This is a genomic window from Moorena bouillonii PNG (assembly GCF_001942495.1).
Taxonomy (GTDB): Bacteria; Cyanobacteriota; Cyanobacteriia; order Cyanobacteriales; family Coleofasciculaceae; genus Moorena; species Moorena bouillonii.
Genome location: NZ_MKZS01000001.1, coordinates 6,639,593 through 6,647,520, shown reverse-complemented (window position 1 = coordinate 6,647,520; position 7,928 = coordinate 6,639,593). Strand labels below are relative to the sequence as shown.

5 protein-coding genes and 1 pseudogene are annotated in these 7,928 nt (G+C 44.0%); 2 read left to right on the top strand and 4 right to left on the bottom strand.

Annotation, left to right across the window (positions count from 1 at the left end):
- The 3 genes from BJP37_RS37530 to BJP37_RS27045 all read right to left on the bottom strand — a co-directional run.
- On the bottom strand, positions 1-1,175 hold a 1,175-nt coding region (locus BJP37_RS37530), incomplete at its 3' end, for an AAA-like domain-containing protein (RefSeq protein WP_198954198.1).
- Positions 1,129-1,350, bottom strand: coding sequence for a hypothetical protein (locus tag BJP37_RS37525; RefSeq protein WP_143727818.1), 222 nt, complete (start codon positions 1,348-1,350; stop codon positions 1,129-1,131). The genes BJP37_RS37530 and BJP37_RS37525, both read right to left, overlap by 47 nt.
- Before the next feature lie 80 nt (positions 1,351-1,430).
- Positions 1,431-3,482 carry an AAA-like domain-containing protein gene (locus BJP37_RS27045; protein WP_075903494.1) on the bottom strand — a complete coding sequence of 684 codons (2,052 nt, stop codon included), beginning with the start codon at positions 3,480-3,482 and terminating at the stop codon, positions 1,431-1,433.
- Between the two features lie 428 nt (positions 3,483-3,910).
- Between BJP37_RS27045 and BJP37_RS27040 the strand changes: the two are divergent.
- Positions 3,911-4,075 (top strand): annotated as a pseudogene (locus BJP37_RS27040) (BrnA antitoxin family protein); the annotation flags it as partial.
- A 447-nt stretch (positions 4,076-4,522) separates the two neighbouring features.
- On the top strand, positions 4,523-7,405 hold the full coding sequence (locus BJP37_RS27035) for a glycoside hydrolase family 10-like protein (RefSeq protein WP_229415457.1): 2,883 nt from the start codon (positions 4,523-4,525) through the stop codon (positions 7,403-7,405).
- Here BJP37_RS27035 and BJP37_RS27030 read toward each other — a convergent pair.
- A complete protein-coding gene (locus tag BJP37_RS27030) occupies positions 7,343-7,795 on the bottom strand; it encodes a MerR family transcriptional regulator (RefSeq protein ID WP_075903492.1) in 453 nt (150 codons plus the stop codon). The genes BJP37_RS27035 and BJP37_RS27030 overlap by 63 nt on opposite strands.
- Between the last annotated feature and the right edge of the window lie 133 nt (positions 7,796-7,928).

Sequence of the window (7,928 nt, the reverse complement as noted above, 5' to 3'; positions counted from 1 at the left end):
ATGGATCCCCCTCCAGAAGTTCCCCCCTTGCTAAGGGGGGTTAGGGGGGATCCCAATCCCGGAGTGCTATCGATGGATCCCCCTCCAGAAGTTCCCCCCTTGCTAAGGGGGGTTAGGGGGGATCCCAATCCCGGAGTGCTATCGATGGATCCCCCTCCAGAAGTTCCCCCCTTGCTAAGGGGGGTTAGGGGGGATCCCAATCCCGGAGTGCTATCGATGGATCCCCCTCCAGAAGTTCCCCCCTTGCTAAGGGGGGTTAGGGGGGATCCCAATCCCGGAGTGCTATCGATGGATCCCCCTCCAGAAGTTCCCCCCTTGCTAAGGGGGGTTAGGGGGGATCCCAGTCTTGAACTGCTGTGGATGGATCCCCCTCCCGTCCCCCTTAATAAGGGGGAAGCTTGAGAATGCTCCACCATTAACTTACACAACTTCTGGGTCAGAAACGGTTGTCCTCCTGTCCAGGTCAATATCTCAGCTAACACCTGTTCAGGATTATCCACTTTCCCTACTAAACCAGGGAGCAGAGGCTTTTTGGCTTCTTCAAAGGTAAAGCCAGTCAGTTCAATATCCCGACCAATATTAAAGGGAGTGCGCTGTTTATCCTGAATCAAATCCGCTGGAGTTGCTACTCCCAGCAAGCAAAAATTCAGCCGATTATAGACAGGATTTTCTGCTCTTTGGTTATAACAACTGCGAATAAAGGCAAAGAAATCATCTTTAAACTCTACTTTAATAATACTATCAATCTCATCCAGAAAGATAACAAGATTTTCTTGAATCTCTGACAACAGCACCTCTTCAATAAACTCACCCAACCACATTACTGGGGAGAGTTGCTTACGCTCTCGTAACCAAGGTAAGACCTTGAATTTATCTGATAGCTTAAAACTATTTACCAGACTCTTAATTAAGCTAGCATACCATTGCTCTGACGTTACGTAATTACCAATTTGGGTAACATCCACAGAAGCACAAGCTACTCCCCTATCTATTAGTCTTTGCATGGTTTTTACCCGCAAACTAGATTTACCCATCTGTCGCGAGTTGAGCACATAACAAAATTCCCCAGCCATCAAAGCATCAAAAATTTCCGTATCAGCTTTTCTGACTGCATAAGTAGCAGCATCGTTAGGTAAACTTCCCCCAACTTGATAGATTGTTGGTTGGTTGCTCATGGTAGGAAAGGGAGTAGGGAGTAGGGAGTAGGGAATCGGGAATCGGGAATCGGGAATCGGGAATCGGGAATCGGGAATCGGGAATCGGGAATCGGGAATCGGGAATCGGGAACAGTAGTGAAGATATTCGAGTAGTATTTGGTTTTATAGCGTTTATTATAGCTATGAGGTACACAGGATTTTTTACCTATTGCCTATTGCTAGCATGCCTATTGCCTCTTACCTGCTCCCTGCTCCCTGCTCCCTGCTCCCTAACTACAAAAGTCTGTTACTAAAATACTCACGATACAAATTAGATCTCGGAATACAATCATTACCGATTGCTCTGACTAATCCCAGACTTTCTAACAGATAGGTTTCTTTATAATCCAGGCGCACTGCTTGAGTAGTTGTCAGTAATTTTTTGAAAGCCTTTAGTAAGTTGGGATGGAGCATGAGATTATTTAAAAGTTCTCGCAAATGATGGCGATAAATCCCTGATTCTGTCGGGGCGGTTTCTAAAAGATGCTCGATGGTGATGTTGGAATTTTTGCTAAGAGTAGAGAAAGCTAACTGTAATAAATAAGGATGTCCTCCTACCATAGCAATTAATTGTTGTAATGAATTAACTGATAAATTTAAGCCATAAAATCTAGCCAAATTCTGAACCTGATTCAAAGTCAAATCAGTTAAATCTACAGGATATCCTACATTGAAAGGCGACTTATTGATAGCCAATTCAATATAAACTTCCGTAGCATAAACGACTATCAAGCGCAGTCTTTTCCAAGTATCATAAAACTGGCCATTTTCATGCCAACTCCGCAGCAAAGTAAGAAACCCTTCAGCAACGTGTTGATGAGGAAAAACTCGCTCCAGGTTATCGAGACATAAAACTAAAGGACTCTCTGAAGAAACCAACAAATACTCTTCAAAGTAGGTGCTACACTTGACTTCACTGGTAAAAAAAATATCTTCCCAATAATTTTGCAACTGATTGGGTAATTTCAATTTTTGAGCAAGCCGTACACAAAAAGACTGTAAAAATATATCCAAGTCATGGCAAGGGAATTCATTCAGATTCAAATAAACTGTGCGATAATCCCAAGGCTTAGCATAATCAAGAATCCGATGACTGAGTAAGGTTTTACCCATCAGCTTCGGTGCTTTAATCCGAACTAGTGCCCCTGGTTGTAAAATCTTTTGATAACACTCAGCATCTTGGGGACGTTCTATATAAAAGTCTCCAACTTGAGCCGTTGTATGTAGTTGATTATTGGTGCTATTTGTGCTATTATTATTTGGTAATTCAATACCCAGTAAGTTTAAAAATTCTGGTATAGACTGAGGGCGATCCCTAGCCACCAGATTCATGCCATGGAGAATGGATTGACTTGTGCGATCGCTAATCTGAGGATTCAAATCCTTTGGTGGTGGTAATTCAGCTCCCTCAATCCGCTCGTCAGCTGGTAGTGGTTCATTCCCAGTTAACAGAACATACAAAGTAGCGGCTAAAGCATAAACATCGGTGTAGGGACCCTGTTGCGCTCGGAACTCATATTGTTCCAGCGGAGCATAGCCTGGAGTCACAGCACAAAGATGAGTTTGGGTAACCCCAGGGACAAACTTAGTAGCAATACCCAAATCAATCAACACCGCACCAGTACCATCGTTCCGGACCATGATGTTATTAGGTTTAACATCCCGATGGAGCAACTCTTGCTGATGAATGTCCCAGAGGGCGCTACCAATTTGCCCGATGTAAAGCAAAGCTTTATCTTCCGAAAGCACACCCTGCCGTTTCACCAGATCCGACAAGGTTTCCCCCTCGATGTATTCCATGATTAGGCAGGGCAATTCACCTTCTCGGATGATTTCTTCAGATAAGCGGACTAGATAAGGATTCCCACAGCTACATTGGGCTAACTTTACTGCTTCGTTGGCAAAAATTTTCCAATATTCTAATAAATTATCTTGGCGTAGTACATGATTAAGGATAGTTTTAATAACAATGCGATCGCCTGTTTTAGTTCGGGCTAAATAGGTAATACCCAGCCCACCTTCTCCTAGTTTTTTTTCGATACTGTACTTACCCTTATGTAGCCGATAACCACGAGGCCAGGTAAGATGACTTACGTCGTTGCCGTGGTTAGGTTGTTGAGGAGTTGAGGGAGGTTTGTAGGGAGCATAAGGCTCTGCCACAGTAACAGTTATTGGTTGTGTGATGCTGCTATGACGAATTTTAGGGGAATTAAACCAGCGTTTAACTCTGTTATTTAACTGCTGCTTTAATTTCCCACAGACTGACCGATGGTTATTAGTTTTCATGGGAGATGCCCAACCTATCTAGGATATTAATTTCGGTAGGGTTTATCGTAAGCTATCAGCTATCAGCTTAAGCGCTACGCGCACGCTACGCGAACAGCTATCAGCTATCAGCCTATGCCCATAAGCTTACCTGAATATTTACGTTTTATTTTTATACACAAATAATTCTAGCGTTTTTAATAATTATTAGAGCCATCCAATTTGCTTCACCTTACTTCATACTCCTACTCCGTAGCTAAGCATATGCGCTACGCGAACAACTATCAGCTTATGGGGTATGGACAGGCTATTTGAGATGCTTATGGGCATAGGGTAAGCAAAGATAACAGCTTTTGAATAAAACAGGTAACCATTAGTTTAATCTGAGTTATGGAAAGCTGACGGCTGACCGCTGACCGCTGACCGCTCCAAGACAAGGAAAAAGTATTATGAGTATCTCGCCCAAACGACTTGAAGAAATCAAAAATATTCCTGACTCTGAAATTGATACCTCAGATATACCTGAGTTAGACGATAATTTCTGGGAAAATGCCAAAATGGTTAAACCGATTACTAAAAAAGCGATTTCTATTCGCTTAGATAGACAAGCTCTAAAGTAGGGTGGGCAAAGTAAGATAATCATTGATACTCAAAACAATCAAACGGTTTTTGCCCACCAGACAAGCTGATAGCTATCAGAGTAATTAAAGTAGGGTGGGCAAAGTAAGATAATCATTAATACTCAAAACAATCAAACGGTTTTTGCCCACCAGACAAGATACACCCATATAGGTTATACAAGTCATAAACTACAATTAAACCAATATACCACTACGCACTATGGTGTTTGATAAATGAAGAAAAATTAAAATCGCTCAATCCCTTGATTAGTAAGCTTTTTTCTTCACTATTGCCTATTGCTAGCATGCCTATTGCTAGCATGCCTGGCGCGTAGCGCTATACCTACTGCGATCGCACTGATCTAAATCCGCACTTCTAGCTAACGTTGTTAATTGCCAAGAGGGGTTAGGATTTTGATAACTAATTTTAAGGAGTGAACGGTGTTCAGGAGTAGCGATAGTTCCAATTGGCAGTGGTATCTGTCCAAGCAGCTAACCCCCTTGATCGGAGATTTAACCAGAGTCAAATCTAATCCTATCGAGCCCAAGACTATTGTAGTTAGTACCTTGATTGGGCTTTTGCTCAATTGTCTACCATGGTTACCAGCTGCTAGAGCTGAAACGGTGCAACTGGGAGTAGTTAAAAGTCGAGATAATCAAGGGCATTGGTCTGGCATTACCGAACGCTTACATTCAATTGGAGTTAACTACTGTATTGTTGACTTGACTGACGTTAAGAAAGCCTCTGACTTCGAGAACACTAACTTGCTATTTTTGCCCAATGTCGAGTTCCTCCACCCCAAACAATTCCAAGCGTTACAGGAATGGATCGCACAAGGAGGAAAAGTTATTGTTAGCGGTCCTACTGGGTTACTTTCCAAACCTGACATCCGCAAACAATTGCGTGAGCTTTTGGGTGCCTATTGGGGGTTTGCGATGACCCAACCCTCTATCCTCCATCCTTCCCCAGACAGTAACCAAACATGGGTGCAGGATACTGGAATTACAGGTATCATCCAGGGTGGCACTCTTATTCCTGCTGATCTTAATTCCACTACTGTTGCGGTCTGGAGTCAGGTTGACAAGCCCCCTGCTGTAGTAACCTCTAATAATGCTACGTTTTTTGGTTGGCGCTGGGGTATCGATCGGGTAGCTCCGGCAGAAGTCGATAGTGCTTGGTTACGAGCGGCTCTTGGTCGCTATGATGTCCAAGTCACTGATGTCCAACTTACTGATGTCCAACTCATCACTAATTCATCTACATCGTCTGAATCCTCTGATCACTCACCACAACATTGTCGGGATATCGACACTACTATTGCCCAGAAACAGGTGGAAACAGAAGATGCAGAGTCTGGCAATAACACAGATGCTTCAGCCAAGCCTACTAATTCCCGATTAGCACCGTCACCCAAGCCAGCAAAAGCCCCACCACCACGATATAGAAGACGAATTCGAACCCTAAAGCAAGCTACTGCGATGGAGCGGGAGTTGGAAAATCTGATTGGTCGGTTTGAAAGTGCTTTGCTAAGAGCCGATGCAGCTAACAGTAATCTGAATTTATCTACAGGCACTGCTATTGAACAATTTGTCACTGCTGGTACTAAGCAAGTGTCGGAAACTTCCGAGGAAACCTCTGAGGGTAAAACGGATGAAACTGATTCAGCTACTGACTCAGCTATTGAGGCATTGCATCAGGCCAGAGTGGGTTTGGAAAATTTCCGTCGAGCAGTGGCTCGCAGAGAGTATCAAAAGGCAAGTCAGCTGTGGATGACAGCACGAAATACCCTATGGGAAAACTACCCAACTGATCGTAAACTAGCCCAGTCAGAGATTCGAGCAATTTGGCTAGACCGGGGTACTATTGTTAAAGCGAAGTCTGAAAAAGATTTAGCTAAGATTTTTGACAAATTGGCTACAGCTGGTTTTCACACCATCTTTTTTGAAACGGTTAACGCTAGTTATACGATTTACCCGAGTGCGATCGCACCAGAGCAAAATCCCCTGGTTGAGGGATGGGATCCTCTAAAAGCGGCAGTGAAGTTAGCCCATGAGCGAGGGATGGAATTGCACGCTTGGGTTTGGATGTTTGCTGCAGCTAACCAGCGTCACAATGCGGTTTTGGATCAACCAGCAGACTATCTCGGACCAGTGCTATCGAAGAATCCAGACTGGGCAATCTTGGATAACGAAAAACGTGTGTTTCACAAGAGAACTAGAAAGGCATTTCTTGACCCCGCTAATCCGGAAGTGCGGGATTATCTAACCAAGCTATTGGAAGAGATAGCCAGCAACTATGAAGTGGATGGGATTCAGCTCGACTATATTCGCTACCCGTTTCAAGACCCCAAAGCTGGTCATACCTTTGGCTATGGTAAGGCCGCCCGTGAACAGTTCCAGGAATTGACCGGTGTTGACCCCATTGAGATTGACCCAAAGAATCAGAACTTATGGCGACAGTGGACAGATTTTCGTATAGAGCAAATCGACACTTTAGTCAAGTCAGTGTCACAAATGCTGCGGCAGAAACGTCCCGAGTTGATTATCTCTGCTGCTGTATTTCCCATGCCTAGGGAAGACCGATTGCAAAAAATCCAACAAAACTGGGAAGATTGGGCGTCTCGGGGTGAGATTGACCTGATGGTACCGATGACTTATGCGTTGGAAACGGAAGAGTTACAAAAATTAGCCCAACCATGGCTAAAAAAATCCTCCCTCAGCTCAGCGTTAGTTTTGCCAGGAATTCGCCTATTGAATTTGCCCGATATTGTAGCTGTTGACCAAATTCAACTGCTGCGAGATTTACCAGCTCCTGGCTATGCCCTATTTGCAGTAGAAAATCTCAATGATAATCTCAGGGGCATCTTGACTCGCACTCAAGGACAACAAGAGCCTACCACTGAAGTACAAGTACCTTACCGTCAACCGTTCCTAGCTGCAGCAGAACGTTATCAGGCTCTGCAACAGGAATGGAGTTTTATGTTAGCAAATAATCAAATAGTAATTGGGGAACCAGACCTTTCAGAGTGGGGACAACAAGCCGATACCCTTTCCCTGTTGCTGAATCGACTAGCGGACAAGCCATCCATGATGAGCTTGCTATCAGCACAATTGTCCATGTCATCCTTCCGTACTCGCTTTCAAACGTGGATGTTTGGACAATCGGTTGAGCAACCGTATCAAGTCCAGGTATGGGACAACCGTCTGGAAACGATCCAACGATTATTGCGCTATGGTGAGCGGACGCTCCAAAATCCACCATTAGCTAGTGGCAGGGAAACTGCCACCAATGAAGTGGACATCACTGAAGGTCTCGATCCATAGACGAGCACCACAAGATAGTGGATTATCTGGATTATAGACAATCCGACACGGGCCAAGGATTTCTACCTGGTTGCCGTATAGATTGTTGCCGCTGCGTTTTACGGAAATCACTGGCTTCCGTTCCTCGGGGCTTTTGTGGATATTCGAGCCAATGTTATTGCGGTTGACATTGATCTTAGCTATAGCCGGAGCACGATTAGTGCGCCATTTCCCTTTTGGTCCTCTAGTGCCCTTAGTGATTTGGGGGAGATTGTTGAACAAGGGAATAATCCAGAATTTCCCACTTTTATAAGCACCCCTAACTCGCCCAGACTCTAGAAGTTGGCGCAATCGCCGAGAAGAAATACCTAAGAGAGATGCTGCTTCTGTAGTACAAACACACTTGTTCATTTGTCTTTTTCCTTAACTCTTCCGACACTACTATTATATTGAAAAAATGAATCATTGACAAGTGCTAGTAAAAAAAACTCTTCCGAAAAAAATATTGAGTTTAATACCCTCAGTTTGATGTCAGAAATTGGAG

Coding starts and splice junctions, on each gene's coding strand:
- BJP37_RS27045 (WP_075903494.1), bottom strand. CDS start 3,482: ATGAAAACTAATAACCATCGGTCAGTCTGTGGGAAATTAAAGCAGCAG.
- BJP37_RS27030 (WP_075903492.1), bottom strand. CDS start 7,795: ATGAACAAGTGTGTTTGTACTACAGAAGCAGCATCTCTCTTAGGTATT.